This is a genomic window from Variovorax sp. 278MFTsu5.1, from assembly GCF_048305045.1.
GTDB lineage: Bacteria > Pseudomonadota > Gammaproteobacteria > Burkholderiales > Burkholderiaceae_C > Variovorax > Variovorax guangxiensis.
Window position 1 is genome coordinate 5,758,597 of sequence record NZ_CP157622.1, and the last position, 26,510, is coordinate 5,785,106.

General features: G+C 69.2%; 25 protein-coding genes. 16 read left to right on the forward strand and 9 right to left on the reverse strand.

The features are described 5' to 3' along the window. Window positions 1–8: 8 nt before the first annotated feature. The 4 genes from ctaD to ABL844_RS26790 all read right to left on the reverse strand — a co-directional run bounded on the left by ctaD (window position 9) and on the right by ABL844_RS26790 (window position 4,569). Window positions 9–1,652 (reverse strand): cytochrome c oxidase subunit I, encoded by a 1,644-nt coding sequence (gene ctaD / locus ABL844_RS26775; protein ID WP_418129588.1) that lies wholly within the window; start codon window positions 1,650–1,652, stop codon window positions 9–11. A gap of 43 nt (window positions 1,653–1,695) precedes the next feature. Next, a complete protein-coding gene (gene coxB, locus ABL844_RS26780; protein ID WP_126025561.1) occupies window positions 1,696–2,874 on the reverse strand; it encodes a cytochrome c oxidase subunit II in 1,179 nt (392 codons plus the stop codon). A gap of 60 nt (window positions 2,875–2,934) precedes the next feature. Then, window positions 2,935–3,411, reverse strand: a complete 477-nt coding sequence (locus ABL844_RS26785) for a DUF2244 domain-containing protein (protein ID WP_126025562.1) — start codon at window positions 3,409–3,411, stop codon at window positions 2,935–2,937. A gap of 240 nt (window positions 3,412–3,651) precedes the next feature. Further along, entirely contained in the window at window positions 3,652–4,569 is a 918-nt protein-coding gene (locus ABL844_RS26790; protein WP_126025563.1) for a class I SAM-dependent methyltransferase, read from the reverse strand. Window positions 4,570–4,610: 41 nt separating this feature from the next. On the opposite strand from ABL844_RS26790, the gene ABL844_RS26795 reads away from it, so the two are divergent. The 3 genes from ABL844_RS26795 to ABL844_RS26805 all read left to right on the forward strand — a co-directional run bounded on the left by ABL844_RS26795 (window position 4,611) and on the right by ABL844_RS26805 (window position 6,253). Beyond that, a complete protein-coding gene (locus ABL844_RS26795) occupies window positions 4,611–5,336 on the forward strand; it encodes a ComF family protein (RefSeq protein ID WP_418131961.1) in 726 nt (241 codons plus the stop codon). 30 nt (window positions 5,337–5,366) lie between these two features. Continuing rightward, complete coding sequence (trmL, locus tag ABL844_RS26800) at window positions 5,367–5,828, forward strand: tRNA (uridine(34)/cytosine(34)/5-carboxymethylaminomethyluridine(34)-2'-O)-methyltransferase TrmL (protein WP_184640704.1); 462 nt, start codon at window positions 5,367–5,369, stop codon at window positions 5,826–5,828. 131 nt (window positions 5,829–5,959) lie between these two features. Next, window positions 5,960–6,253, forward strand: a complete 294-nt coding sequence (locus ABL844_RS26805) for a DUF4148 domain-containing protein (protein ID WP_418122648.1) — start codon at window positions 5,960–5,962, stop codon at window positions 6,251–6,253. 30 nt (window positions 6,254–6,283) lie between these two features. Here ABL844_RS26805 and ABL844_RS26810 read toward each other — a convergent pair whose 3' ends face one another. Both ABL844_RS26810 and ABL844_RS26815 read right to left on the reverse strand, forming a co-directional pair. Beyond that, complete coding sequence (locus tag ABL844_RS26810; RefSeq protein WP_093206665.1) at window positions 6,284–6,754, reverse strand: MaoC family dehydratase; 471 nt, start codon at window positions 6,752–6,754, stop codon at window positions 6,284–6,286. An 81-nt stretch (window positions 6,755–6,835) separates the two neighbouring features. Continuing rightward, window positions 6,836–7,456: a ParA family protein gene (locus ABL844_RS26815; RefSeq protein ID WP_126025567.1), complete on the reverse strand. Its 621-nt coding sequence runs from the start codon at window positions 7,454–7,456 to the stop codon at window positions 6,836–6,838. A 100-nt stretch (window positions 7,457–7,556) separates the two neighbouring features. Between ABL844_RS26815 and ABL844_RS26820 the strand changes: the two genes are divergently transcribed. Both ABL844_RS26820 and kefC read left to right on the forward strand, forming a co-directional pair. Beyond that, a complete protein-coding gene (locus tag ABL844_RS26820) occupies window positions 7,557–8,309 on the forward strand; it encodes an NAD(P)H-dependent oxidoreductase (protein WP_418129589.1) in 753 nt (250 codons plus the stop codon). After that, on the forward strand, window positions 8,310–10,190 hold the full coding sequence (gene kefC, locus ABL844_RS26825) for a glutathione-regulated potassium-efflux system protein KefC (protein ID WP_418129590.1): 1,881 nt from the start codon (window positions 8,310–8,312) through the stop codon (window positions 10,188–10,190). A gap of 12 nt (window positions 10,191–10,202) precedes the next feature. Here kefC and ABL844_RS26830 read toward each other — a convergent pair whose 3' ends face one another. Beyond that, a complete protein-coding gene (locus ABL844_RS26830; RefSeq protein WP_418129591.1) occupies window positions 10,203–11,153 on the reverse strand; it encodes a succinylglutamate desuccinylase in 951 nt (316 codons plus the stop codon). Between the two features lie 7 nt (window positions 11,154–11,160). Further along, window positions 11,161–12,156, reverse strand: coding sequence for a Bug family tripartite tricarboxylate transporter substrate binding protein (locus ABL844_RS26835; protein ID WP_184640709.1), 996 nt, complete (start codon window positions 12,154–12,156; stop codon window positions 11,161–11,163). A gap of 116 nt (window positions 12,157–12,272) precedes the next feature. Between ABL844_RS26835 and ABL844_RS26840 the strand changes: the two genes are divergently transcribed. Then, window positions 12,273–13,169 carry a MurR/RpiR family transcriptional regulator gene (locus ABL844_RS26840; RefSeq protein WP_184640710.1) on the forward strand — a complete coding sequence of 299 codons (897 nt, stop codon included), beginning with the start codon at window positions 12,273–12,275 and terminating at the stop codon, window positions 13,167–13,169. On the opposite strand, the gene ABL844_RS26845 is transcribed toward ABL844_RS26840, so the two are convergent. Then, window positions 13,158–14,054, reverse strand: a complete 897-nt coding sequence (locus ABL844_RS26845; protein ID WP_184640711.1) for an amidohydrolase family protein — start codon at window positions 14,052–14,054, stop codon at window positions 13,158–13,160. The two genes, ABL844_RS26840 and ABL844_RS26845, sit on opposite strands and share 12 nt — an antisense overlap. A gap of 103 nt (window positions 14,055–14,157) precedes the next feature. Between ABL844_RS26845 and ABL844_RS26850 the strand changes: the two genes are divergently transcribed. From ABL844_RS26850 to ABL844_RS26895, 10 genes are read left to right on the forward strand one after another with little or no spacing between them, the layout of a single operon-like run. Further along, window positions 14,158–14,931 (forward strand): crotonase/enoyl-CoA hydratase family protein, encoded by a 774-nt coding sequence (locus tag ABL844_RS26850; protein WP_126025571.1) that lies wholly within the window; start codon window positions 14,158–14,160, stop codon window positions 14,929–14,931. Continuing rightward, on the forward strand, window positions 14,928–16,787 hold the full coding sequence (locus ABL844_RS26855; RefSeq protein ID WP_418129592.1) for a feruloyl-CoA synthase: 1,860 nt from the start codon (window positions 14,928–14,930) through the stop codon (window positions 16,785–16,787). The genes ABL844_RS26850 and ABL844_RS26855 overlap by 4 nt, the downstream gene beginning before the upstream one ends. 32 nt (window positions 16,788–16,819) lie before the next feature. Continuing rightward, window positions 16,820–17,584 carry an SDR family NAD(P)-dependent oxidoreductase gene (locus tag ABL844_RS26860; protein WP_418129593.1) on the forward strand — a complete coding sequence of 255 codons (765 nt, stop codon included), beginning with the start codon at window positions 16,820–16,822 and terminating at the stop codon, window positions 17,582–17,584. 60 nt (window positions 17,585–17,644) lie between these two features. Continuing rightward, the gene (locus ABL844_RS26865; protein ID WP_418129594.1) at window positions 17,645–18,781 is read left to right on the forward strand and encodes an ABC transporter substrate-binding protein; all 1,137 of its coding nucleotides are present in this window, start codon (window positions 17,645–17,647) and stop codon (window positions 18,779–18,781) included. 31 nt (window positions 18,782–18,812) lie between these two features. Then, the gene (locus ABL844_RS26870; RefSeq protein ID WP_184640716.1) at window positions 18,813–19,853 is read left to right on the forward strand and encodes a branched-chain amino acid ABC transporter permease; all 1,041 of its coding nucleotides are present in this window, start codon (window positions 18,813–18,815) and stop codon (window positions 19,851–19,853) included. A 1-nt stretch (window position 19,854) separates the two neighbouring features. Beyond that, window positions 19,855–21,666, forward strand: a complete 1,812-nt coding sequence (locus ABL844_RS26875; protein WP_418129595.1) for an ABC transporter permease subunit — start codon at window positions 19,855–19,857, stop codon at window positions 21,664–21,666. Window position 21,667: 1 nt separating this feature from the next. Continuing rightward, a complete protein-coding gene (locus tag ABL844_RS26880) occupies window positions 21,668–22,402 on the forward strand; it encodes an ABC transporter ATP-binding protein (protein ID WP_418129596.1) in 735 nt (244 codons plus the stop codon). 43 nt (window positions 22,403–22,445) lie between these two features. Beyond that, window positions 22,446–24,191, forward strand: coding sequence for a tannase/feruloyl esterase family alpha/beta hydrolase (locus ABL844_RS26885; protein WP_418129597.1), 1,746 nt, complete (start codon window positions 22,446–22,448; stop codon window positions 24,189–24,191). A gap of 25 nt (window positions 24,192–24,216) precedes the next feature. Then, on the forward strand, window positions 24,217–25,965 hold the full coding sequence (locus ABL844_RS26890; protein ID WP_418129598.1) for an acyl-CoA dehydrogenase family protein: 1,749 nt from the start codon (window positions 24,217–24,219) through the stop codon (window positions 25,963–25,965). A gap of 46 nt (window positions 25,966–26,011) precedes the next feature. After that, complete coding sequence (locus ABL844_RS26895; protein ID WP_369660870.1) at window positions 26,012–26,503, forward strand: MarR family winged helix-turn-helix transcriptional regulator; 492 nt, start codon at window positions 26,012–26,014, stop codon at window positions 26,501–26,503. Window positions 26,504–26,510 lie beyond the last annotated feature (7 nt).

A 26,510-nucleotide genomic window follows, 5' to 3' on the forward strand; every position in this document is an offset into this window, starting at 1 on the left:
CAGTGCGTTCAACCGATCACCTTGGTGGCGGTCGCGTCGAGCTTGGGCGGGTTCTCGAAGGTGTGGAACGGTGCCGGCGACGGCACTTCCCACTCGAGGCCCTCGGCAGCTTCCCACGGCTTCTGGGCAGCCTTCTCGCCCTTGCCGCGCATCGTGGGCAGCACGATGAACAGGAAGAAATACAACTGGGCAAAACCGAAGAAGAAGGCACCGACAGACGCGACGGCGTTGAAGTCGGCGAACTGCATCGGGTAGTCGGCGTAGCGTCGCGGCATGCCGGCCAGGCCCAGGAAGTGCATCGGGAAGAAGGTCACGTTGAAGGAGATCAGCGACCACCAGAAGTGCACCTTGCCGCGCGTCTCGTTGTACATCACGCCGGTCCACTTCGGAGCCCAGTAGTAGAAGCCCGAGAACATGGCGAACAGCGAGCCGGCCACCAGCACGTAGTGGAAGTGGGCCACCACGTAGTAGGTGTCCTGCAGCTGGGTGTCGATGGGCGCGACGGCCAGGATCAGGCCGGTGAAGCCGCCCATGGTGAACACGAAGATGAAGCCGACCGCGAACAGCATGGGCGTCTCGAAGGTCATCGAGCCCTGCCACATGGTCGCGATCCAGTTGAAGATCTTCACGGCCGTGGGCACCGCGATCAGCATGGTCGCGTACATGAAGAACAGCTGGCCGGTCAGCGGCATGCCAGTCGTGAACATGTGGTGAGCCCACACGATGAACGACAGGATGGCGATCGACGAGGTGGCGTACACCATCGAGGCGTAGCCGAAGAGCTTCTTGCGGGCGAAGGCCGGCACCACCTGGCTGATGATGCCGAAGGCCGGCAGGATCATGATGTAGACCTCGGGGTGGCCGAAGAACCAGAAGATGTGCTGGTACATCACCGGGTCGCCGCCGCCGGCGGGGTTGAAGAAGCTGGTGCCGAAGTGGCGGTCGGTCAGCGTCATCGTGATGGCGCCCGCGAGCACGGGCATCACGGCGATCAGCAGGTAGGCGGTGATGAGCCAGGTCCAGCAGAACATCGGCATCTTCATCAGCGTCATGCCGGGGGCGCGCATGTTGAGGATGGTCACGATGATGTTGATCGAGCCCATGATCGACGAGGCGCCCATGATGTGCATCGCGAAGATGCCGGCGTCCATCGAGGGGCCCATCTGCAGCGTGAGCGGCGCGTACAGCGTCCAGCCCGCGGCGGGCGCGCCGCCGGGCATGAAGAAGGAGCCCACCAGCATCAGCGCCGCCGGGATCAGCAGCCAGAAGCTGAAATTGTTCATGCGCGCGAACGCCATGTCGGAGGCACCCACCTGCAGCGGGATCATCCAGTTCGCGAAGCCCACGAAGGCCGGCATGATCGCGCCGAACACCATGATCAGGCCGTGCATGGTGGTGAACTGGTTGAAGAGCTCCGGGTTCACCAGCTGCAGCCCGGGCTGGAACAGCTCGGCGCGGATCAGCAGCGCGAGCACGCCGCCCACCATCAGCATCGTGAAGCTGAACAGCAGGTACAGCGTGCCGATGTCCTTGTGGTTGGTGGCGAACACCCAGCGGCGCCAGCCGGTGGGCGCGTGGTGGTCGTGATGCTCGTCGTGTGCGTGGTCGCCGTGGCCTGCTGCGTGACCGTGGGGGTCGAGAACTGCGCTCATTTCGTTGTTCCTTGCAATTTCTTCGTCGCGGGGCGCTCGCGCATCACTTGGCGCGCAGGGCCAGCACTTCGGCCGGCTGCACCAGCTGGCCCGTCTTGTTCGACCAGCTGTTCTTGGTGTACGTGGCCACGGCCGCGAGGTCGGTATCGCTCAGTTGCTTCCAGGAGGGCATTGCACCGTTGTTCTGGCCGTTCAGCAGCACCGTCAGCTGGACCTTGTGGTCGGCGTCGGTCACCTTGGCCGAGCCGTCCAGCGGCTTGATCGGGCCGGCGCCCTTGCCGTTGGCCTGGTGGCAGGCCGCGCAGTTGGCGGCATAGACCTTCTCGCCGCGCGCGAGCATGTCGGGCAAGGTCCAGACCTTGGTCGGGTCGTCGAGCTTGGCGGCAGCTTCCTTGCGCTTGGCGGCCACCCAGGTCGTGTAGTCGGCGGCCGAGACCACCTTCACGTGGATCGGCATGTAGGCGTGTTCCTTGCCGCACAGTTCCTGGCACTGGCCGTAGTAATCGCCCACGGTCTCGGCGCGGAACCAGGTGTCGCGCACGAAGCCGGGGATGGCGTCCTGCTTGAGGCCCAGTTGCGGCACGGCGAAGGCGTGGATCACGTCGTTCGCGGTGGTGATGATGCGGACCTTCTTGTTGACCGGCACGACCAGCGGGTTGTCGACCTTGAGCAGGTAGTCGTCGGGCATCTGGCCCCTGGCGCCCGCGTCGGACATGGCGCGCTGCGAGCTGTCGAGCGTGGAGATGAAGGCCAGGCCCTCGCCTTCGCCGTTCAGGTAGTCGTAGCCCCACTTCCACTGGTAGCCAGTGGTCTTGATCGTGAGGTCGGCGTTGGTGGTGTCCTTCTGGGCCACCAGCACCTTGGTGGCGGGCAGCGCCATGATGATGACGATGAGGAAGGGCACGATGGTCCAGATGACCTCGACCACCACCGATTCATGGAAGTTGGCGGCCTTGTGGCCCACCGACTTGCGGTGCTTCCAGATGGAATAGAACATCACCGCGAACACGCCGACGAAGATGACCGTGCACAGGATCATCATGATCGTGTGGAGCAGATGCTGCTCCTGCGCGATCTTGGTCACGCCGACCGGAAGATTCAACTGGCGCACCGAAGGGCCGCCGGGCAGATCGTTGACTGCGTGCGCCGCGCTGCTGAAAGCCGCGCCGGCCGCCAGCAACAGATTCGCCGGCCTGTACTTATTGCGCCAAATGCTCTTCATCGTGTTCACGTTTCTTCAATTTTTCGACAAACCCAACCGTGCAGCACTGCGCGAGCCCCCTCAGGCGCCACGCAACGCCATTCGAATCTCGCGGGCCAAGGCCGCACGCAACTCCGGGCGTACATAGCGCCCCACCCTGACCGATCGACCCTGCCCCGAGACCTCGATCAGCGAGCGATCGCCGGTCTGGGGTTCGATCCGCACCTGGTGCGGAAGAAATTCCGTGCGCTCGTAGTGCCCGCCGTTTTCGAGCTCCACGACGAGCCGTCCCTCCTGCAATGCGATCTTCTCGCCGTCTGTCGCATGCCGTGCGTAGACCATGAACGCAAACCCGACAGCGGCCAGTTCGAGCCAGGCAAAAGGCAGCACCATGGGCGCACCGTGCAGCCAGAACAGGGTGCCGATGCCGAGAGATACCACGCACAGCGAAGCGTAGAGCCAGCCCAGCTGGCTCGGCGTCACCGAGCAGTTGCGCTTCAGGAACCAGTGGATGCTCTGGCCTGAAACGGTGGCAAATCGAAACACGGAATTCGACACGGGCGAGTTCAGCAAATCGGTGCGTCGACGGTCGCCAAACCCTCTCGTACGAACAGGATCCGACACCCCTCGATCGCGGGACAATACCCGCGAGTTTCACGCAACGGCGGATTGTAGCGGGTAGATACCTGCGCCCGAGTGCCCTGTGGGACGCCTACGGGTCACTACTAGTAGGCAAGAAACGCCCTGTACGACTAGCGTTTCCGGCACGCGTTTTCCACACGCGCCCGCCGCGATCGCTCAGGCGCCCGGACGCCCGCGCTGGAGCATCGATCGCATCTCGCGCAACGACACCGCGCTCTCGGCCGCGAGCGACACGCGCGGCACCGGCTTGAACGCGTGGCCGTAGACGACCTCGAAGGTCAGCGCGATGCGCCCGTCGCCGCCCTCGGCCGGCGCAAGTTCGGGCAGCGCCTTCTTCAACGACTGGAGCCAGCCCTTGCCCCGCAGCGCCGGAAAGCGCGCCGGATGCAGGTTGCGGCCCAGCGTGCGCAGCTCGGCCAGCGCCGCCTCGGGCGTGGCCCAGGTCAGCACGATGCGCTCCATGTCCATCACCGGCTCGGCGAAGCCGGCATGCACCAGCATGTCGCCCCAGTCGTGCATGTCGGTGTACTCGTGGCCCGCGGCCGGCCAGCCGAGGCGGGCATGCAGCGCGCGCAGCTCGCGCACGGTGTCAGGGCCGAGGCAGGAGAACATGAGGAAGCCGTCGGTCGCCACCAGCCTGTGCCAGTGCGAGATCAGCGCCTCGGGGTCGGCCGCCATGTGCAGCGACATGTTGGCCCAGAGCAGGTCGACACCGTCTTCGGGCGGCGCCTCGAAGCGCGCCTTGCCGGCCTGCCAGCGCCGCGCGCTCCACCACGGCGCGGCGAGCGCCTGGCCGGTGGCGGCGGCGAGCGCGGGCTCGGGCTCGATCACGTAGGAGGCCGCGTCCTTGTAGCGGCGTGCGACAAGTTCATGGGCCTCGAGGCCGCTGCGCAGCGGCGCCCAGTCGGCCCAGTGGCGGGGCTGGGCCTTGATCCATTGCAGCCGGTCTTCCATTCGGCGGCCGATTTCCTCGTGCAGCCAGGGAGAGGCGCCATCGGCGGGCGCGAGCCGGCGCCAGCGGGCGGCCGCCGTGGCATCGATGGTCGGCGGTCGTCTTGTGGGGTCGGTGGCCATGGGGCCGTGAGTATATTGAGGCGATGTCCAGCCTCCGGGCCATGTGGCCTTTCGCTCCTCTTTCCCCTTTCGCGTCGTTCGGCTCGCTGCTGGCGCGGCTGCCCAGCCAGTGCACGGTCTGCCGCGCCTGGCCCTCGCGCCCCGTGTGCGACGCCTGCGTGGCCCGCTTCGCACCGCCAGCCGCGCGCTGCGGGGGCTGCGCCCTGCCCGTGCCCGATGGCGTTAGCCGCTGCGGCGAGTGCGTGAAGAACCCGCCGCCGCTGGATGCCTGCCTCGCAGCCTGCACCTACGCCTGGCCCTGGCCGGACGCCATCGCCGCCTTCAAGTTCCGTGGCGAGGCCGGCTGGGCCGGTCCCTTCGCCACGCTCCTGCGCAGCGCGCCCTGGGTGGAGCCCGCGCTGGAAGCCGGCGACATCGTGCTGCCGATGCCGCTTGCGCGCGGCCGATTGCGCGAACGCGGCTTCAACCAGGCGCACGAACTGGCACGCCGACTGGCGCCAACGAAGACCGACGCCACCCTGCTCCTTCGCACGCGCGAAACGCCGGCGCAGAGCGGCCTGTCGCGCGCCGAGCGGCTGCGCAACCTGCGCGGCGCCTTCGCCGTCGAACCGCTGCGCGCCCACAAGCTGCGCGGCCGGCGCGTCGTGCTGGTGGACGACGTGATGACCAGCGGCGCATCGATCTTCACCGCCGCAGAGGTGCTGCGGCAGGCCGGCGCGGCCCACGTCACCGCCATCGTGCTCGCCCGGACCGATCCGCCGCGCTGAGCCTCGTGCCGCCCCGCCGACAATCGCCGCATGTTCAATATCGTCCTGGTCCACCCCGAAATCCCGCCGAACACCGGCAACGTGATCCGGCTCGCAGCCAACACCGGCTGCAAGCTTCACCTCGTGGAGCCGCTGGGTTTCTCGATGGACGACCGCCTGCTGCGCCGCGCCGGTCTCGACTATCACGAGTACGCCGAAGTCAGGCGCCACGCCGACTGGCAGGCCCTGCTCTCGGCCGAGCAGCCGGCCACCGATCGCATGTTCGCGCTCACCACGCGCGGCTCGCGTCCGGTGCACGACATACGCTTCCAGCCCGGCGACTGGCTGGTGTTCGGCTCGGAAACCAGCGGCCTGCCGTCCGCGCTGCGCGACGGCTTCCCCGAGGCCCAGCGCCTGCGGCTGCCGATGCGCGAGGGCCAGCGCAGCCTGAATCTCTCGAACGCGGTGGCGGTGACGGTGTTCGAAGCCTGGCGGCAAAACGGCTTCGGCTGAACCATCGGCCGCCCCTACGGGCAACAGGGGCGGACACATCCGACCGGCGAGGTGCGCCGTAAGGAAGACATGCCGGCCATCAGCCGGCCGGCATTTGCTCCATCCACCACCTTGCTCCAAGGAGTCCAGCCATGAACGCCAAGCCGATTGCCCTCGCCGCCTTCGCCACGCTCGTTTTCGCCAGCGGCGCGCAAGCCTTCCAGGGAGAGCAGAACCCGCTGCCGCCCGCGCCGTTCCAGTCGACGCTGTCGCGCGCGCAAGTGCAGGCCGATGCGCGCCAGCCGCTGCAGATCGGCAACGGCGGCACCGGCGTGACGCAGGCCAGGAACGGCAATACCGACCGTGACGCAGTGCGCGCCAGCGCCCGCAGCATCACCCGCCAGGGCGCAGCCACCTATGGCGAAGTGACCGACCGCCGGATCTAGAAAGAAAGAGAAAAGAAGACCGCCGCGCCTTCAGCGGTAGCGGCGCACCACCGACTCGGCCACGCAGGCCGGCTTGGCGGCACCCTCGAGCTCGATGGTGGTTTCCCAGGTCATCTGGAAACCATCGTCGGCGATGGGCTCCGCCGTCAGCAGCTTCATGCGCGCCCGCAGGCGCTTGCCCACCGGCACCGGCGACATGAAGCGCACCTTGTTCAGGCCGTAGTTCACGCCCATGCGCGACTCGACCACGTCCAGCGCCGTCTCGTAGAAGCGCGGCAGCAGCGACAGCGTGAGAAAACCATGCGCGATCGGCCCGCCGAAGGGGCCGGCCTTGGCCCGCTCGATGTCGACGTGGATCCACTGGTGGTCGCCCGTCGCCTCGGCGAACTGGTTGACCTGCTCCTGCGTGATGGCGATCCAGTCGCTCACGGCGACCTCCTGGCCGACGCAGGCGGCGAGATCCTGAAGGGTCTGGAATGTCTTCTTGGTCATGCGGGGCATTCTGGCGTCTGGGGTCGCCGCGCGGCTGTCGGCCTCGCGACAACCGGGATCAGGGTAAACCGGGAGCAGGCAGCACGCCGTTCAGGCGTCGAGCCATTCGCAGATCGGCTGCCACTGCTCCAGGTCGCGCTGCACGCGCCCGGGTGCGATGTCGAACAGCGTGAGCCCGCGCGCGGCCAGCTGCACGTAGTTCTGCGTGTCGCGCAGCTCGCCGATCACCGGCACGCCAAGCCCCGCGATGAACTCGTGGAGCCGGTCGGCCGCCAGCGTGCGGGCGTTCACCCGCATGCCGACGAGGCCGATCTTCGTCTTCTCGGCGCGGCGGTTCTCCAGCAGCCGGTCAAGGAAATCGCGCGTGGCGTAGATGTCGAAGATGCTGGGCTGCAGCGGCACGATCACCCGGTCGGCCAGCGCCAGCACTTCCTTGAAGCGCCAGCCGTGCAGGCCGGCAGGGGTGTCGAGCACCGCGTGCGTGGTGCCGCGCGGCGGGCGCACCACGGTGCTTTCGCCGGTGGCTTCCCAGGTGGAGATCGGCCGGGCCATCGGCGGGCGCAGGCCCAGCCACAGGCGTGAGGACTGCTGGCGGTCCACGTCGCCCAGCATCACGGCATGGCCGCGGCTTGCGAAGTAGCCCGCGACGTTCGTCGCGATCGTCGACTTGCCCACGCCCCCCTTGGGATTGGCGACCAGAACCACCGGCATAAAAGCACTCCTCCAGAACGGCAACAGCGCAAATGGTAGTCGCTGAGCGTTTTTGCCCGGCGAAACGCCTTGCAGCGTGCTCTTGAGATATGTTCGCGGGATGACGACAACAACACCGACGGGAACTCCCGCCGAGGGCGCTGAAACCGGCTCCGGCGGCATCTATGTGCTGGCCGCGCACCCCCACTGGCGCGACTCGCGCGTCAACCGCCGCATGCTCGCAGCCGCGCGCGGCGTGCCGGGGGTCGACGTCAACGACCTCTACGGCAGCTACCCCGATTTCGCCATCGACGTCGAGGCCGAGCAGGCCCGGCTCGCCAGGGCCAGCCTGGTGGTGCTGGTGCATCCGATCCAGTGGTACTCGATGCCCGCGCTGCAGAAGCTCTGGCTCGACGACGTGCTCGCCTACGGCTGGGCCTACGGCCCCGGCGGCACCGCCCTGCAGGGCAAGGACCTCTGGCTGGTCGCAACCACCGGCAGCCCCGAGGCCAGCTACCACCCGCAGAACTACCACCGCTATTTCTTCGACGCCTTCCTGCCGCCCTACGAGCAGACCGCCGCGCTGTGCGGCATGCGCTTTTTGCCGCCGATGATCTTCTACGGCGCGCGCAGCGCCGGCGAGGCGGCGGTGAAGGCCCACGTCGACACCTTCGCCCAACGGCTGGGCAGCTATCCCGACTGGCCGGAGATCGAGGAGATCGACGCCTGCATCGCCTGCCCCGTGCCCGAGAGCGACCGGCCTGCCGACAACGACGAGGTCGGCAAGGTGGTCTCCGACGCATTCCGCGCGGCGATGACCCATGGGCTGGCCACCACCACAGCCTCCACTGGCGGAAACGGGAAGGCGGCCTGAATGGAACACGCACCCGCCTGGCTGACCAACAGCCTGATCTACCTGAGCGCCGCCGTGCTGGTGGTGCCGCTGTCGAAGGCCCTCGGACTGGGCTCGATCATCGGCTACCTCGTGGCCGGCATCGCCATCGGCCCCTGGGGGCTGGGGCTGGTCTCCAGTGTCGAGGACGTGCTGCACTTCGCCGAGTTCGGCGTGGTGCTGATGCTCTTCCTGGTGGGCCTGGAGCTCGAACCCAAGCGCCTGTGGAACCTGCGCCGGCCCATCTTCGGCTGGGGCACGGCGCAGGTGCTGAGCTGCGCCGCCGTGCTGTTCGCGGTCGGCTGCGCCGTGGGCGCCAGCTGGCGCTTGGCGCTGGTGGCGGCGCTGGGCCTGGCGCTCTCTTCCACCGCCATCGCGCTGCAGGTGTTCGGCGAGCGCAACCTGCTGAAGACGCCCAGCGGGCAGGCCGGCTTCTCGATCCTGCTGTTCCAGGACGTGGCGGCCATTCCGATCCTCGCGCTGTTGCCGCTGCTGGCCGGCGCCACCGCGGCAGAGCAGTCGATGACCGGGCTGGAGCGCGCGCTGGAGGCAGCGAAGATCATCGGCGTTATCGGCGGCATCATCCTCGGCGGCCGGCTGCTGCTGCGGCCCATCCTGCGCTGGATCGCGCGCAGCGACACGCCCGAGATCTTCACCGCCGCCGCCCTGCTGCTGGTGGTGGCCATCGCGGCGCTGATGCAGCTGGTGGGCCTGTCGATGGCGCTGGGCGCCTTCCTCGCCGGCGTGCTGCTGGCCGAGAGCGAATACCGGCGCGAACTCGAGACCGACATCGAGCCCTTCAAGGGCCTGCTGCTGGGCCTCTTCTTCATCGCGGTGGGCATGTCGATCAACTTCGGCGTGCTGATCGCGAGCCCGTGGATCATGGCGATGCTGGTGGTCGGCTTCATGGTCGTCAAGCTGGTGGTGATCTACGCGCTCGCCAAGGCCATGGGCATCGCCTACCAGGAGCGGCCGGTGTTCACGCTGCTGCTCGCGCAGGGCGGCGAATTCGCCTTCGTGGTGTTCCAGGCGGCGGGCCCCGACGTGCTGCCGCCCGAGGTCACCTCGCTGCTGATCGGCGCGGTGGCGCTGTCGATGCTGCTGTCGCCGCTTCTGCTGGTGCTGCTCGACCGGTTCGTGCTGCCGCGCTACAGCCGCAACGGCGGCACCAAGCTAGAGGAAATTTCGGAGCAGCAGGACGCCAAGGTGCTGATCTGCGGCTTCGGCCGCTACGGCCAGATCGTCGGGCGCATGCTGATGTCGCAGGGCCTGCGCGTGACGGTGCTCGACCACGACGCCGACACCGTCGAAGGCCTGCGGCAGTTTGGCTTCCGCGTGTTCTACGGCGACGCGACACGGCTCGACCTGCTGCGCACCGCGGGCGCGGGCACGGCCAAGGTGATCGTGGTGGCGGTGGACGATATCGAGCAGTCGCTCGAAATCGTCGACCTCGTGAAGGAGAACTTCCCGCAGGCGCGCATCATCGCGCGGGCCCGCAACGTGACGCACCTGTTCCAGCTGCGCGACCGCGGCGTGACGGAGGTAGAGCGCGAGGTGTTCGAGTCCTCGCTGCGCAGCGCGCGCTCGACGCTGGAGGCGCTGGGCTGGCCGGCGCACGAAGCGCGCGAATCGGCGATGCGCTTCCGTCGCCGCAACATCGAGCTCAGCAACGAGATCTATCCGCACTACAAGGACCGCGCCAAGCTGATCGCCGCCAACAAGGCCGGCCGCCAGCAGTTCGAGGAGCAGATGGCGCGCGAGCGCGAGGAGCGCCAGCGGCGGCTGGGGCGCGACTGGGGCAAGCTCGACGACGAGGAAGTGCCGGCATCGGAAGCCGAGCCGGAATCGCAGTCCGCGCCCTGAGCGCAGGCGCAGCTAGATCGGCACCGTCAGGTACACGCCCTCGCGGCCCACCAGCGGCGCGCGCGTGGGCATGAAGATCGTGCAGTCGTCGCAGGGCGAGCGGATCTCCTGGCCCGCGTCGGTCGCGATCAGCTCGCCCTTGCGGAAGACTTCGAAGCCCAGCACCGGTCGAGCGAAGGCGAAGCTCTCGGTCTTCACCATGTGCACTTCGAGCAGGCGGAAGCGGCGCGCGGGCGCCTTCCGTTCGGCGCCCGGCGGCGGCTCGACCAGCCCCAGGTGCGCGAGGAAGCGCAGCGTCACGTCGGTCGCCAGTTCGGCCGCCGCCCGGCTGAAATGCTGGCCGCATTCCACGACCACCGCGCCGCCGTCGACGCCCTCCTCGCCATGGCGGCCGTAGGCCGTCACGCCCGTGCCCGGGGCGCCACCCACCGGCATCACCAGGTGCACCAGCGGATCGCCGATGGCCAGCGCCAGCCCGGCGTTGCGCTCGAACTCCGGGTATACCCAGAAGGGCTGCACCGGTGCGCGGGTCGAATGGATGTCGAGCACGTAGTCGGCCGCGTCCAGCACCGGCCGCAGCTCGCGCGCGCGGCGCAGTTCGGGGCTGTCCTCGCTGCCATCGAGCATGGCCTTCGACCAGATGCGGTTGAGGTTGTGCACCAGCTGGCGGTTCTCGTAAGGCAGCGTGATGTCGAAGGCGTTGTAGGCCTCCACGTTCGCGAAGCTCACGGTGAGCGTGCCGGTCTTCGGCCGCACGCCGGTGTCCAGCAGGTGCGTGGCGGCGACCATGCCGCAGATCTCGTTGCCGTGGGTCAGCGCGTTGACCAGCACGTGCGGCCCCGGCCGTCCCGACTCGAAGCGGTGCACGTAGTCGATGCCTGTGTTTCCCTGCCGGTAGGCTGAGATGTCGCGCGGCAGCACTTCCAGCGGCGCCGTGTCGGGCGCGAAAGATGGCTCTGTCATGCGGCGCTCACTCGCCGCGGATACCGGCGCGCTTGACCAGGTCGCCGTAGACCGCGAGCCGCTCCGACATCATGGCGGTGAACTGCGCGGGCGACTGAGCCTCGGGCGGCAGCGAGCCGCGCGACTGCAGCGCCTCGACCATCGAGGGCTGGTCGGCCACCGAGCGCACGGCCTTGTGCAGCGCCTCGACGATCTCGGGTGGCGTCTTCGCGGGCGCGGCCAGGCCGATCCACGAAGTGGTGTTGAGCACCGGATAGCCCAGCTCCGCGAAGGTCGGGATGTCGGGTAGCGCCGCCACGCGCGTGGGCGCGGCCACGGCGAGTGCGCGCAGCTTGCCCGACTGGATCAGCGGCAGGAAGGGCGCGAGGTTGTCGAGGCCGAACTGCACTTCGTTCGAGATCAGCGCGGTGACCAGGGGGCCGCCGCCGCGATACGGCACGTGCGTGGCGTTAAGCTGCAGCTGCGACTTCATCAGCTCCACGTTGAGCTGCCCCATGCTGCCCGGGCCGGCGCTGCAGAAGTTGAGCTCGCCGGGGCGCGACTTCACCAGCGCGATGAATTCCTTGAAGTTCTTCGCGGGCACCGCCGGATTGACCAGCAGCACGTTGATCGAGCGCGCGAGCTGGCTGATCGAGGCGAAGTCCTTGATCGGGTCGTAGCCCGGGTTGGGCTGGGTCAGCGGATTGGCCAGGTGCGAGCTCTGCGACGAAGCGACCAGCGTGTAGCCGTCGGGCTTGGCGCGCGCCACCTGCGCGCTGGCGATGGAGCCGCCTGCACCGGCGCGGTTGTCGATGACCACCGGCGTACCCAGCGCCTTCGCCAGCGGATCGGCGTACAGCCGCGCGATCAGGTCCACCGAACCGCCCGCCGGGAACGGCACCACCAGCGTGACCGGCCGCGAGGGCCAGGCCTGCGCGTGCGCCGCCAGAGGCAGCACCGATGCGAGGCCGGCGGCGAGGAGCTCGCGGCGGCGCAGTGCCGCGGCGGTGAAGAGGGATTCCATGGGGCGTCCTGTCGTGCAATAGAAAGTGCGCGCATTGTTGCAAGATGATTTCATTTTTGCAATGACCATTGCAAAATCGGGTGTAACAGCGCTGCGCGTGCAGAATGCCCCCGACCATGAACCTGAACCAACGCATCGCGGGCTACGGCAGGAAGCTCACCCGGAGCGAGCAGCGCCTGATCGACGAACTGCAGACGCGCTACCCGCAGGGCCTCCTCGAATCTGCAACGAGCCTTGCAAAGAAGGTGGGCACCAGCGCCTCGACCGTGGTGCGGCTGCTGGCCAAGCTGGGCTATCCCAGCTACGCCGACGCACAGATCGAGGCGCGCTCGGAGGTGACCGCGCGGCTGTCGTCGCCGGCCACGCGTGCGGACGCCGTCATCGCCGACGACGCCTCGGTGCGCAGCTGCCTGGACAACGCGCTGCTGCACGACCAGCACAACCTGGCCTCGACCTTCGCGGCGCTCGACGTCGCGGCCTTCGAGGGCGCGGTGCGGCTGCTCACGCAGCGCAGGACGCGCGTGCACGTGACCGGCCAGAGGCATGCCGCCGCGCTGGCCGGCCACCTCTCGCTGCACCTGAACATGTGCCTGCCCGACGTTCGCCCGATGAACGGCGGCGGCCCGTTGCTCCTGGAAGACCAGCTGCTGTGGATCGGCGAGAACGACGTGCTGCTGGCCCTCACCTTCAGGCGCCACGGGCTCGCCACCGCGCGCGCGGTCAGGTACTTCAGGGAGAAGGGGGCGAAGGTCATCGTCATCACAGACGGCCCGTCGGTCGCTGCGGCCTCAGCGGCCGACCATGTGATGCTGGTGCGCACGTCGAGCGCGTCGCCCTTCGATTCGTACACGGCGGCGCTGTCGCTGTGCAACGCGCTGGTTACCGCCGTCGTGCAGCGGCGCAAGAAGGAGCTGGGCGCAGCGCTCGAACGTGGCGACGCCCTGTGGGAACAGCACTGGAACGACACGGCCGCGCCGGCCGGCCGTTCGCGCAAGACGGCTTCAGCCGGCTGACGGCGCGGGAGCGGCCGGCGCGGCATCGAGCCGCAGCAGCCGCATCGCGTTGCCCTTGAGGATGCCGGGCATCACCTCGGGCTTGAAGCCCGCGTTCTCGAAGTCGCGCATCCAGCGGTCCGGCGTGATCAGCGGGTAGTCGCTGCCGAAGAGCACGCGGTCCTTCAGGAGCGTGTTGGCGTACTGAACGAGCTGCTTCGGAAAGTACTTGGGGCTCCAGCCCGACAGGTCGATCCACACGTTGGGCTTGTGCGTGGCCACGCTCAGCGCCTCGTCCTGCCAGGGGAAGCTGGGGTGCGCCATGACGATCTGCATGTCGGGGAAGTCGATGGCCACGTCGTCCAGGTGCATCGGGTTGCTGTACTCCAGCCGCAGGCCGCCGCCGCAGCGCATGCCCGAACCGATGCCGCTGTGGCCGGTGTGGAAGATGGCCGGCAGGCCGTATTCGGCGATGACCTCGTAGATGGGCCAGGCCATGCGGTCGTAGGGGTGGTAGCCCTGCACCGTGGGATGGAACTTGAAGCCCTTCACGCCGTGCTCCTCGATGAGCCGGCGCGCCTCGCGCGCGCCCATCTTTCCCTTGTGCGGATCGACGCTGCCGAAGGCGATCATGATGTCGCTGTTGTTCTTCGCGGCCTCGGCGATCTCCTCGTTGGGGATGCGGCGGCGGCCCATGTTCGATTCGGCGTCGACCATGAACATCACCAGGCCGATCTTCCTCTCGCGGTAGTACGCCACGCTCTCCGCAATGGTGGGCCGGCCGCTGGAGCCGAAGTACTTGTCGGCCGCGCGGTCGTATTCCTCGCCGTAGTTGTCGAACGGGTTCCAGCAGCTGACTTCTGCGTGGGTGTGGATGTCGATCGCGATCAGGTTCTGATGGTCCATGCGCTGTCTCCTGTACGGGTAAATCCCTAGTCTCCGGGGGCTCCAAATTCCTTGAATTGATTATTTCCCATAACCATAATTCGACGCAACCCCGGACCCCATCATGACCAATCCAGACCTCCAACTCGACATCCGCGACGAAGTCGCCATCGTCCGCCTGACGCGCGGCTCCAAGCGCAACGCGCTGTCCGACGGACTGATCCTCGCGCTGCGCGACACCTTCGAGAAGCTGCCTTCGACCGTGCGCGCCGCGGTGATCGACGGCGAGGGGCCGCACTTCTGCGCCGGCCTCGACCTGAGCGAGCTGAAGGAGCGCGACGCCGGCCAGGGCATGCAGCACTCGCGCATGTGGCACGCCGCGCTCGACCTGATCCAGCACGGCCCGGTGCCGGTGATCGCCGCGCTGCACGGCGCGGTGGTCGGCGGCGGGCTCGAATTGGCAAGCGCCTGCCACATCCGCGTGGCCGACCGCACCACCTTCTACGCGCTGCCCGAGGGCTCGCGCGGCATCTTCGTGGGCGGCGGCGGCTCGGTGCGCATCCCCAAGCTGATCGGCGTGGCCCGCATGACCGACATGATGATGACCGGCCGCGTCTACAACGCCGAGGACGGCGAGCGCGCCAACTTCGCGCAGTACCTCGTCGACGAAGGCCAGGCCTTCGACAAGGCTTTCGAGCTCGCCAGGCGCGTGGCCACCAACGCGCCGCTCACCAACTACGCGCTGATGCACGCGCTGCCGCGCATCGCCGAGCAGTCGGCCGACCATGGCTTCTTCACCGAGGCGCTGATCTCCGGCATCACGCAGGCCGCGCCCGAGGCCAAGCAGCGCGTTCGCGACTTCCTCGAAGGACGCGGCGCGAAAGTGAGCAAGGGATGAGCGCCCCCGCCGTCCGCTACCGCCCGCTGGTCTTCGGCGTCACCCGCGCGGTGCTGCGCGACGGCGCGCCGGGCACGCAGTACCTGAGCGCCGAAACGCCGCTCGCCCCCTACCGCGAACGCATGACCGACCGCCTCGCCCACTGGGCAGAGCGCACGCCCGACCGCACCTTCATCGCCCGCCGCGAACGGCTGGCCGACGGCAGCACCGGCGACTGGCTGCGCGTGAGCTACGCGCAGGCGCTGGAGGAAGCACGCGGTATCGGACAGGCACTGCTGGAGCGCGGCCTGAGCGCCGAGCGCCCGGTCGCGATCCTCAGCGAGAACGGCATCGAGCACGCGCTGATGGCGCTGGGCTGCCTCTACGCCGGAGTGCCCTATTGCCCCGTCTCGCCCCCCTACTCGGTGGTGAGCCAGGACTTCGAGAAGCTGCGCCACGTCTTCGACACCCTCACGCCCGGCCTCGTCTTCGCGAGCGACGCGGCGCGCTTCGCCAAGGCCATCGCCGCCGTCGTGCCCACCGGCACAGAGGTCGTGCTGGCCGAGGGCAGCCTCGAGGACCGGCCCGTCACCGCGTTCAGCGCCCTCGCCTCCACGCCGGCCACGAGCGCCATCGACGAGGCGATGCGCGCCACCGGCCCCGACACCATCACCAAGTTCCTCTTCACGTCGGGCTCGACCAAGATGCCCAAGGCCGTGATCAACACGCACCGCATGTGGTGCGCCAACCAGCAGCAGCTGCGCCAGTCGATACCCGCCCTGGGCGACGAGCCGCCCGTGCTGGTCGACTGGCTGCCCTGGAACCACACCTTCGGCGGCAACCACAACGTGGGCATCGTGCTGGACAACGGCGGCACGCTCTACATCGACGACGGCAAGCCCACGCCCGCCGGCATGGCCGAGACGCTGCGCAACCTGCGCGAGATCGCGCCCACCATCTACTTCAACGTGCCCACCGGCTTCGAGGCCATCGCGCAGGCGATGGAAACCGACGAGGTGCTGCGGCGCAACCTGCTGTCTCGCGTGAAGATGTTCTTCTACTCGGGCGCGGCGCTCTCGCAGCCCGTGTGGGACAGCCTGCACAAGACGCAGGAGTCGGAAGTGGGCGAGCGCATCGTCATGGGCACCGGCCTGGGCATGACCGAATCGGGCCCCTTCGCGCTGTACGTGACAGGCCCCGACGTGAAGTCGGGCGACGTGGGCCTGCCTGCGCCGGGCATCGAGCTCAAGCTGGTCGAGGTCGACGGCAAGACCGAGGTGCGCTACCGCGGCCCCAACATCACGCCCGGCTACTGGCGCGCGCCCGAGGCCACGGCCGAGGCCTTCGACGAGGAAGGCTTCTTTTCCACCGGCGACGCGGTGAAGTGGATCGACGAGAACAACATCCATCGCGGCCTGCGCTTCGACGGCCGCATCGCCGAAGACTTCAAGCTCGCCACCGGCACCTTCGTGAGCGTGGGCCCGATGCGCGCGAAGATCATCGCGGCCGGCGCGCCCTACGTGCAGGACGCGGTGCTGACCGGCATCAACCTGAAGGAAGTGGGCGCGCTCGTCTTCCCGACGCAGAAGGTGCGCGAGCTCGCCGGCCTGCCGGCCGGCGCCACCATGCGCGAGGTGCTGGAAAGCGCACCCGTGCAGGCGCACTTCCAGCAGGTGGTCGACACGCTGGCCGCCGCCGCCACCGGCAGCGCCAACCGCATCGCGCGGCTGCACCTGATGGCCGAGCCGCCGTCCATCGACAGGGGAGAGGTCACCGACAAGGGCTCCATCAACCAGCGCTCCGTGCTCAAGCACCGCGCCGCGCTGGCCGATGCGATGCACGACGGCAGCCTGCCGTTCACCCTGAAGCCACGCTGAGCCTTTCCACACTTTTTCTGGAGACGAGACAAATGAAGATCGAAGGACAAGCCGCATTGGTCACGGGCGGCGCATCGGGCCTGGGCGAAGCCACCGCGCGCGAGCTCGCACGGCTGGGCGCCAAAGTCGCCGTGCTCGACCGCAATGCCGCGCTCGCCGAGAAGGTGGCGGCCGAGATCGGCGGCATCGCCTGCGCCTGCGACATCACCGACACCGACAGCGTGAACGCCGCGCTCGACAAGGCCGAGGCCGCGCACGGCCCCGCGCGCATCCTGATGAACGTGGCCGGCATCGGCAGCGCCAAGCGCATCGTGGGCAAGGACGGCAGCCCCGCGCCGCTGGAAGACTTCGTGCGCGTGGTCAACATCAACCTGATCGGCGGCTACAACATGGCGCGCCTGTTCGCCGCGCGCTGCGCGAAGCTGGACGCGCTCGACAACGGTGAGAAGGGTGTGATGCTCTTCACCGCCTCGGTCGCCGCCTTCGACGGACAGGTGGGCCAGCAGGCCTACAGCGCCTCCAAGGGCGGGCTGGTCGGCATGACGCTGCCGATGGCGCGCGACCTCGCGCAGCACGCCATCCGCGTGTGCACGGTGGCGCCGGGCATCTTCGCCACGCCGCTGCTGCTGGAGCTGCCCGAGCCGGTGCAGCAGTCGCTGGCCGCCTCCATCCCCTTCCCGCCGCGCCTGGGCAAGCCCTCGGAGTTCGCCGAGCTGGCCTGCCACATCGTCACCAACGGCCACCTCAACGGCGAGGTGATCCGCATCGACGGCGCGCTGCGCATGGCGCCGCGCTGAGGCCCTTCCTTCTTTTTCGCGTTCGTTCCGCCCGCTTCACAACGTACCCAGGAGACACCGATGACCTTCAAGAAGACCACCCTCGCCGCCGTGCTGGCGCTCATGGCCATGGGCCTCGCCCATGCCGACATCACCGTGGGCGTGGTGCAGCCGCTCACCGGCCCGGCCTCGGGCCTGGGCATTCCGGTGAAGAACGGCATCGCCATCTGGCCGAAGACCATCGCGGGCGAGGCGCTCAAGGTGGTGGTGCTCGACGACGCCACCGACCCGACCACCGGCGTGAAGGACGCGCAGCGCCTGGTCACCGAGGACAAGGCAGACATCATCATCGGCTCCAGCGCCACGCCCGTCGCCATCCCGATGGCCGACGTCACGGCCGAGTCGGGCACGCCGCAGCTGTCGACCGCGCCGGCCGGCCTGCCGCCGGGCAAGGACAAGTGGTTCTTCCGCCTGCCTCAGTCGAACGACGTGATGGCCTACGCGGTGGTCGCGCACATGAAGAAGCAGAACGTGAAGACGGTCGGCTTCCTCGGCTACACCGACGCCTACGGCGAACTGTGGCTCAAGGCGCTGACGGCCGAGGCCGCCAAGAACGGCATCAAGATCGTCGCCACCGAGCGCTTCGCGCGCGCCGACACCAGCGTGACCGGCCAGGTGCTCAAGCTCACCTCGGCCAATCCCGACGCGATCCTGATCGTGGCTTCGGGCAGCGGCGCCGGCATGCCGCAGAAGGCGGTGATGGAGCGCGGCTACAAGGGCAAGGTCTACCAGACGCACGCCGCCGCCACGCAGGACCTGATGCGCACCGCGGGCAAGGACGCCGAGGGGACCTTCGTGGTCTCGGGCCCCGCCACCGTGGCCGAGCAGCTGCCCGACAGCCATCCCTCGAAGACCGCCGCCGTCGCCTTCGTGCAGGGCTACGAGAAGGCCTACGGCCCCGGCTCGCGCAACCAGTTCGCCGGCCACGCGGCCGACGCGCTCACGGTGCTCGAGAAGGCCGTGCCGGTCGCGCTCAAGAAGGCCAAGCCCGGCACGCCTGAGTTCCGCGCCGCGCTGCGCGACGCGCTCGAGGGCATGGGCCGCACGGTGCTCGCGCACGGCGTGCTGAACTGGACGGCGCAGGACCACTGGGGCTACACGACCGAGACCGGCGTGATGCTCAAGGTGGTGAACGGCGCGTTCAAGGTCGAGCAGTAATCCCCTTCTTCAGCCGCATCGAACACACGCCATGGATCTCTCGATCGCCAGCATCCTGACGCTGGACGGCCTCACCAATGGCGCGATCTATGCCCTGCTGGGCATGGGCATCGTGCTCGTCTTCACGGTGACCCGCGTCATCTTCATTCCGCAGGGCGAATTCGTGGCGTACGGCGCGCTGACGCTGGCGATCTTCCAGACCGGCAAGACACCGGGCACGGTGTGGCTGCTGCTCATCCTGGCCGGCGTCGCGGCGCTGATGGACCTGGTCACCACCTGGCGCCACAACGGCAGCGCGGCGGCCGGGCTGAAGGCTGCCTTGCGCACGCTCGCGGCACCCGCCGTCATCTGCGCGATCTCGGCCTGGGCCGGCCCACGCAACCTGCCGATCGGCGTGCAGGCGCTGCTCACTGTGTTCATCGTCACGGCCTTCGGTCCGCTGGTGTACCGCGTGGCCTACCAGTCGCTGGCGGGTGCGAGCTCGCTGGTGCTGCTGATCGTCTCGGTGGGCGTGCACTTCGCGATGACCGGGCTGGGCCTGCTCTTCTTCGGCGCGGAGGGTTTCCGCAACCCGCCGTTCTGGGACGAGCGCATGGCGCTCGGGCCTCTCAACGTGAGCGGGCAGGCGCTCATCATCTTCGGCATGTCGGCCGCGCTGATCGTGCTGTTGTACCTGTTCTTCGAGCGCAGCCTGTACGGCAAGGCGCTGCGCGCCACCGCCGTGAACCGGCTGGGCGCTCGGCTCATGGGCATCTCCACCCAGGCGGCCGGGCAGCTCACCTTCGCGATGGCGGCGCTGATCGGCGCGCTCTCGGGCCTGCTGATCGGTCCGACCACCACGGTGTTCTACGACTCTGGCTTCCTCATCGGCCTGAAGGGCTTCGTGGCCGGCGTGATCGCAGGCCTGGCGAGCTACCCCGGCGCGCTCGTCGGCGCGCTGGCCGTGGGCGTGATCGAGTCCTTCGGCTCCTTCTGGGCCAGTTCGTTCAAGGAAGTGATCGTGTTCACCATCATCCTGCCGGTGCTGCTGTGGCGCTCGCTGAAAAGCGGCCATTCGGACGAGGAACATTGACATGGAAGCACTCCTGAATCCCTCGACGGCACATGCGCCCGACAAGAGCGCGCTGCGCACCTGGGGCCCGCTCGCGCTGGTGCTGGTGCTCATCGCGCTGCCGCTGCTGCCGCTGCCCGACTTCTGGATCATCCAGCTCAACTACGTCGGCATCTACACGCTGCCGGTGCTGGGCCTGGTGCTGCTCACCGGCGTGGGGGGCCTCACCTCCTTCGGGCAGGCGGCCTTCGTGGGCATCGGCGCGTACACCACCGCCTACCTCACGGTGAACACCGGCCTGTCGCCATGGGTCACGCTCTTCATCGGCATGGCGCTCACGGGCATCAGCGCGGCGATCATCGGCGCGATCACGCTGCGCATGTCGGGGCACTACCTGCCGCTGGCCACCATCGCGTGGGCGCTGTCGCTCTACTACCTCATGGGCAACCTGGAGGCGCTGGGCAAGTACGACGGCATCCTCGGCGTGAAGGGCCTCACGGTGTTCGGCTTCGAGATCGGCCAGCAGCGCATGTTCTATGCGGTGGTGTGGATCTTCGCGCTGCTCGCGGCCTTCGCGGTGATCCGCCTGCTCGACTCGCGAAGCGGCCGCGCCATCCGCGCGCTGGCCGGCGGCTCGCAGATGGCCGAGGCCATGGGCGTGAACACGCTGCGCTTCAAGATCGGCATCTTCGTACTCGCCGCCCTCTTCGCATCGGTCTCGGGCTGGCTCTTCGCGCACTTCCAGCGCACGGTGAACCCGTCGCCCTTCGGGCTGAAGATGGGCATCGAGTACCTGTTCATGGCAGTGCTCGGCGGCGCGGCCCACGTGTGGGGCGCGATCGCCGGCGCGGGCGTGGTCAAGCAGCTCGAAGACCAGCTGCAGGTGCTGCTGCCCAAGCTGATCGGCACGGCCGGCAGCTACGAGCTGATCGTCTTCGGCATCATGATCGTGCTGGTGCTCAAGTACCTGCCCGACGGGCTCTGGGCCTTCGTCGACCGCCGCCTGCCGCGCCCGCGCCGCGCGGTCGACTGGCGCGATGCCGGCGACCTGCCCGCGCGCGCCAGGCCGGCCGCCGGCGAGGTGGTGCTCGACGTGCGGGCCATCCGCAAGACCTTCGGCGGGCTGGTGGCAGTGAACGACATCAGCTTCCAGACACGCGCGGGCCAGATCGTCGGCCTGATCGGTCCGAACGGCGCGGGCAAGTCGACCACCTTCAACCTGATCACCGGCGTGCTCGGGCTCTCGGGCGGCGCGGTGAGCTTCCGCGGCGAAGCCATCGGCGGGCTGGGCGCGCGGCAGATCGCGCAGCGCGGCGTGTCGCGCACCTTCCAGCACGTGAAGATGGTGGCCGACATGACGGTGCTGGAGAACGTGGCGCTGGGCGCCCACCTGCGCGGGCGCAAGGGCGCCGTCGCCGCCATGCTGCGCATCGACCGCGCCGAGGAGCGCGCGCTGTTCCGCGAGGCCGAGCGCCAGCTGCAGCGCGTGGGCATGAGCGACTACCTGCACGAGCTCGCGGGCAACCTCGCGATGGGCCAACAGCGCCTGCTGGAAATCGCGCGCGCCCTGTGCGCCGACCCCGCCCTGCTGCTGCTCGACGAGCCCGCCGCCGGCCTGCGCCACAAGGAGAAGGAAGCGCTGGGCAAGGTGCTGCGCCAGCTGCGAGGCGAGGGCATGAGCATCCTGCTGGTCGAGCACGACATGGGACTGGTGATGGACATCTGCGACCACATCGTGGTGATGGAATTCGGCACGCACCTGATGGAGGGCACGCCCGCCGAGGTGCAGGCGAGCGACAAGGTGCGCGCTGCGTATCTGGGAACGGAGCACTGACATGACATCTCCATTGCTCCGCATCCGCGGCCTGCACGCCGGCTACGGCCGCGCCGAGGTGCTGCACGGCATCGACCTGCAGGCCGGCCAGGGCAGCGTGGTCACCGTGATCGGGCCGAACGGCGCCGGCAAGTCCACGCTGCTGAATTCGCTGATGGGCGTGCTGCCTTCCAAGGGCGTGATCGAGTTCAAGGGCCAGCCGGTCAACGGGCTGTCGCTCGAGGAGCGCGTGATGCTTGGCATTGCGCTGGTGCCCGAGAAGCGCGAGCTGTTCGGCACCATGCCGGTGGAAGACAACCTCGTGCTCGGCGCCTTCCGCCAGGTACGGATGCGCAACCGCCAGTGGCGCGACCGCATCGACGAGGTCTACACGCTCTTCCCTCGCCTGAAGGAGCGCCGCGCGCAGCTGGCCGGCACGCTCTCGGGCGGCGAGCGGCAGATGCTGGCGGTGGGCCGCGCGCTGATGTCGCGCCCCACGCTGCTGATGCTCGACGAGCCCAGCCTGGGGCTGGCGCCGCTGGTGGTGCAGGAGATCTTCCGCACCGTGGAGGCCCTGCGCGCCACCGGCGTGACCATCCTGCTGGTGGAGCAGAACGCGCGCGCCGCGCTCGAGGTGGCGGACCACGGCTACGTGCTCGAGATGGGCAACGTCAGCCTCGAAGGCGAGGCGAAGAAGCTGGCCGTCGACTCGCGCGTGATCGACACCTACCTGGGCGCTGCGAAGAAGGCCGCCTGAACGAACGACAACGCCGCGATCCGCGCGGCAAGGAGACCACCGCATGAAGAAGCCCCAGCGCCGCTTCCACCCTGCCCTGTGCGCGACCGCGCTCGGCGCCGCCGCGCTGCTCGCGGCCTGCGCGAGCCGGTCCACCGCGCCGCCGGCTACGCATGCGCCGCTGGCGGCCGCACGCCCCGGCACGCTGCAGTCCTGCACCGACCTCGCCGCCCGCGCGGCGCTGCCCGGCACCGTCTACACGTCGGCCACCGAGGTGGCGGCCGGCACCGTCACGGTCGGCGGCGTCGCGATGGCGGCACCCGCGCACTGCCTCGTGCAGGGCCGCATGAACGAGCGCACCAGCCCCGTCGACGGCCAGCGCTATGCCATCGGCTTCGAGATGCGGCTGCCGGTCGCCTGGAACGGCCGCTTCTTCTACCAGGCCAACGGCGGGCTCGACGGCGTGGTGGTGCCCGCGCTCGGCGGCATCGGCGGCGGCGGACCGCGCAGCAGCGCGCTGCAGATGGGCTTCGCGGTCATCAGCTCCGACGCCGGCCATGCGGGTTCGATGGGGCCGCGCTTCGGGCTCGACCCGCAGGCGCGGCTGGACTACGGCTACAACGCGGTCGCGCAGCTCACGCCGATGGCCAAGAACCTGATCGCCAAGGCCTACGGACGCGGGCCCGACCGCTCGTACATCGGCGGCTGCTCCAACGGCGGGCGGCATGCGATGGTGGCGGCCGTGCGTTCGGCCGGCCAGTACGACGGCGTGCTCGCGGGCGACCCCGGCTTCAACCTGCCGAAGGCGGCGGTGGCGCAGCTCTACGGCGCGCAGCAGTACGCGGCGGTGGCCAGCGCGAAGACGCCCGCGGGCCAGCCCGACCTGCAGAGCGCCTTCACGCCCGCCGAGCTGAAGCTGGTGGCCGACAAGGTGCTGCAGCGCTGCGATGCACTCGACGGCTTGGCCGACGGCATCGTGTCGGACGTCAACGCCTGCCGCACGCGCTTCGACATCCAGCGCGACGTGCCGACCTGCGCCGCCGGCACGCGCGACGCCATGTGCCTGAGCGCGCCGCAGAAGAACGCGCTCGCCAACGTGTTCAAGGGCGCGCGCAACAGCGCGGGCCAGCCGATCTACAGCGGCTTTCCGTTCGACGCGGGCGTGAGCGGCGCCAACTGGCGCGAATGGAAGTTCGCGAGCCCGCCGACGCGCGACGCAGGCGCGGTCGGCTTCATCTTCAGCACGCCGCCTCTGGCCGACCGGCCGCAGGGCCTGCCCTTCGCGCTGGGCTTCGACATGGACCGCGACGCGCCGCGCATCGCAGCCACCGACGGGGTGTTCCGCGAGTCGGCGCTGTCGTTCATGACGCCGCCCGACGCGGCCAACCTGGGCGCGCTGCGCGAGCGCGGCGGCCGCATGATCGTCTACCACGGCACCAGCGACCCGGTGTTCTCGTCCGACGACACGCAGGCCTGGTACGAGCGCGTGCGCGCCGCCAACGGCGGCGATGCCTCCTCGTTCGCGCGCTACTTCCCGGTGCCCGGCATGAACCACTGCGCGGGCGGTCCGGCCACCGACCAGTTCGACATGCTCAGCGCGCTGGTCGACTGGGTCGAGCAGGGCAAGGCGCCCGCATCCGTTACCGCCTCGGCACGCGGCGCGGGCACGCCGGTGCCGAATGCCGAAGTGCCTGCCAGCTGGGCCGCGCAACGCACGCGGCCGCTGTGCCCCTATCCGCAGGTCGCCACCTACACAGGCGGCGACGCCGAGCGCGCAGGCAGCTTCGCTTGCAAGCTGCCCACGCCCTGATATCTAGCCAGTTACCGAGCCTCCGATGGATTACCAGCCCCGCCCCGATGACGTCCGCTTCCTGCTGAATGCGGTGCTCGATGCGCCCGCGCGCCTTGCCGCGCTCGCGCCCTTTGCCGAAGTCGACGAGGCGCTGCACTCGCAGGTGCTCGAGGAGGCCGGGCGCTTCGTCGGCGAAGTGGTCGCGCCGATCAACCGGGCCGGCGATGAAACGGGCTGCAGTTTTTCCAATGGCGAAGTCACCTCGCCGCCTGGCTTTCGCGAGGCGTACCAGGCCTTCGTCGACGGCGGCTGGCCCGCGCTCTCGGCTGCGCCGGAAGACGGCGGCCAGGGCCTGCCGGCGGTGCTCGAAGCGGTGCTCTACGAGTGGCTGGCCGCCGCCAACCACGGCCTCACGATGGCGCCCGGTCTGCTGCACGGCGCGTACGCCTGCCTCAAGCACCACGGCAGCGACGAGCTGAAGCAGCGCTACCTGCAGAAGATCGCCACCGGCGAATGGCTCGCCACCATGTGCCTCACCGAGGCCCACGCAGGCAGCGACCTGGGCCAGGTGCGCACGCGCGCCGTGCCGCAGGCCGACGGCAGCCTGCGGGTCAGCGGCAGCAAGATCTTCATCTCCGGCGGCGAGCACGACCTGACGCCGAACATCGTCCACCTCGTGCTGTGCCGCCTGCCCGATGCGCCAGCCGGCCCCAAGGGCCTGTCGCTGGCGCTGGTACCCAGGCTGCTGCCCAACGGCACGCGCAACGCGGTGCACTGCGAGCGCATCGAGGAAAAGATGGGCCTGCACGGCAGCCCCACCTGCAGCATGCGCTTCGACGACGCCACCGGCTGGCTGGTCGGCGAGCCCGGCCGCGGGCTGGCCGCCATGTTCGTGATGATGAATTCGGCGCGCCTGCACGTGGCCCTGCAGGGCATCGGCCTGCTCGACGCGGCCTGGCAGAAAGCCGACGCCTACGCGGCGGAGCGCCGCCAGATGCGCGCGCCGGGCCCGGTGCCCGCGAGCCGCGGCGGCGAGAGTGCCGACCTGATCGCCGAGCACCCGGCGGTGCGCCGCATCCTCGACACGCAGCGCGCCTGGATCGACGGGGCGCGCACCCTCGCCTACCGCAGCGCGCTGATGCTCGACGTGGCCGCGCACGACGCCGACCCCAAGGCCCGCGAGCGCGCGCAGCGCTGGTGCTCGCTGGTCACGCCGGTGCTCAAGGCCGCGTGCACGCACCAGGCCTCCCATGGCGCGAGCGAGTGCCTGCAGGTGTTCGGCGGCCACGGCTACGTGCGCGAATGGGGCATCGAGCAGATCGTGCGCGACTCGCGCGTGACCATGATCTACGAGGGCACCAACGAGATCCAGGCCATCGACCTGCTCGTGCGCAAGGTGCTGCCCGACGGCGGCGCCGCCATGTCGGCCGTGCTGCTGGAGCTGCGCGACACGCTGGACGCCTCCCGCGAGGCCGACGCCGACGTGCAGCGCCGGCTGGCGCAGCTGCGCTACCTGGGCACCACCGTGGCCATGGCTGCGCATGCCGACCCGGCGCTGCCGTACGAGGTGGCCGACGACTACCTGCGCTCGACCATGCTCGCGATGCTGGCGTGGGCCTGGGCACGCATCGAGACGGCCTCGCCCGGCGACGCGGAGAAGGCGCGCGTGGCGGCCGCCTTCAGGCGCTGGGTGCTGCCTGAATTCGAGATGCGGATGGGCATCGTCAAGAAGGCCTGCGAAACGGTGGCGCTGACCCATGCGGCCGCGCCCGGTGGCGGTGTCTCCAACTAGCCACTCCGGGCGTTCGCGGGCGTCCGGGCGGGGTTACGCTCGGGCCATGGCCTCCACCCCGAAATCCGCTCCCGCCAAAGGCGAGCAGGCCGCGGCGCCGCAAGGCAAGCCGGACCGGCTCGATGCGCGCATGCTCGAAACCCTGGTCGGCTACAACGCCCGCCGAGCCTGGCTGATCGTCAGCGCCTTCTTCGCGGAGCGCATGGCGCCCTACGGGCTCAAGCAGATCGATTTCTCGGTACTGTCGCTGCTGGCGCACAACCCCGGCGCCACTTCGCGGCAGCTGTGCAATGCGCTGGACATCCTGCCGCCGAACCTCGTGAGCCTGGTGGCGACGCTCGACAGCCGGGGATTGATAGAACGCCGGCCTCATCCGCATGATGGCCGCGCGGTCGGGCTGCATCTCACGGCGGCCGGAGAGGCGCTGATCCGCGAGGCGGAGCAGACCGTGATCCAGCTGGAAGCCGATGCCAGCGCCAAGCTCACGGCGCGGGAGCGCGAGACGCTGATACGGCTGCTGCAGAAGATCTATCTGTAGCAGCGGT